We start from the raw sequence: 1,393 nt of genomic DNA, 5'->3' as shown, positions 1-1,393 counted from the left end.
CGACCGCTACAAGACCCGGCCGGAGCGCGGCCGCGCGCGTCTGGTCGCGCCGGACGGCCTCGACCTGACGGCGACGCTGAACATCGCCGCCGCCTGCGCCCTGACGCGCGAGATGGTCGACACTCCCGCCGCCGACATGGGGCCGCTGCAGCTCGAAACCATCGCCCGCGAGATCGCCGAGGGCGCGGGCGCGAGCCTGACCGTCACCACCGGCGACGCCCTGCTGGAGGACAACTATCCGGCGGTCCACGCCGTCGGCCGCGCCGCCGCCCCGCATCGCGCGCCGCGCGTGCTGGAGATCGGCTGGAACCTGGAGAAGGCGGAACGGCCGCTGGTGGCCCTGGTCGGCAAGGGGGTGGTGTTCGACACCGGCGGTCTGGACCTCAAGGGCGCCGCCGGGATGCGCAACATGAAGAAGGACATGGGCGGCGCCGCCCACGCCTTGGCCCTGGGCCGCCTGATCATGCAGGCCGGGCTGCCGGTGCGGCTGGTGGTGCTGGTCGCGGCGGTCGAGAACGCGGTGTCGGCCGACGCCTTCCGGCCGGGCGACATCCTGAACAGCCGCATGGGCCTGACCATCGAGATCGGCAACACCGACGCCGAAGGGCGGCTGATCCTGGCCGACGTCCTGACGCGGGCGGGCGAGCACCAGCCGGATCTGACGCTGGACTTCGCCACCCTGACCGGCGCGGCGCGCATCGCCCTGGGGCCGGAGCTGCCGCCGCTCTACACCGACGACGATGCCCTGGCCGAGGGCGTGCTGAACGCCGGTCGGGCCGTGGGCGACCCCCTGTGGCGGATGCCTCTGTGGGCGGGCTATCGCGCTTCGCTGGACAGCGAGATCGCCGACGTGCGCAACGATTCCGCCGCCTGGGCCCAGGCCGGGTCGGTGACGGCGGCCCTGTTCCTGCAGAAGTTCGCCCCGACGACGGGCAGTTGGGCGCACATGGACGTCTTCGCCTGGAATCCGCGCGCCCGGCCCGGCTGGCCCGAAGGCGGCGAGGCCCAGGCCATCCGCGCCTGCTTCCGCTACCTCAGCGACAAATTCGTCAAATAGCCAAGGCTGTTAACGCCCCCTTCGGGATCGGCGCCTAGGGTGGGCGGCTCGAATTGTCCGAGCCGTCTAGAGACCGCCGCTTGACCGATGTCCTGGCCCTGCTGCCGCCTGGCGCGCCCCTGATCCTGCGGGACGGGGATCGTGTGGTGCTGGCCGAGCAGGCGCTGGAAGGCCTGATGCGGGCCGAGGCCTATCGCCGGACCGATCCCGCCCATTGCCGCCTGCCGGTCGCAGACATCGTCGCCGACGATGGTCAGCGCATCGATCAGCTGCTGTTCGGCGAGGCCTTCGACGTGCTGGAGCGCCGTCAGGATCGCGCCTGGGGCCGCGCCCGAC

At 72.4% G+C, this 1,393-nt stretch carries 1 protein-coding gene and 1 pseudogene; both read left to right on the top strand.

The genetic code is table 11. The features are described 5' to 3' along the window. A partial coding sequence (locus BDIM_RS14090; RefSeq protein ID WP_040346293.1) for a leucyl aminopeptidase family protein occupies positions 1-1,057 on the top strand: 1,057 nt, incomplete at its 5' end. Positions 1,058-1,137: 80 nt separating this feature from the next. Further along, positions 1,138-1,393: pseudogene (locus BDIM_RS18145) on the top strand (peptidoglycan endopeptidase); the annotation flags it as partial.

The sequence above is a fragment of the Brevundimonas diminuta ATCC 11568 genome, assembly GCF_000204035.1.
GTDB lineage: Bacteria > Pseudomonadota > Alphaproteobacteria > Caulobacterales > Caulobacteraceae > Brevundimonas > Brevundimonas diminuta.
The sequence above is the reverse complement of the archived record's forward strand: the minus strand, read 5'-3'. Positions and strand labels throughout refer to the sequence as shown.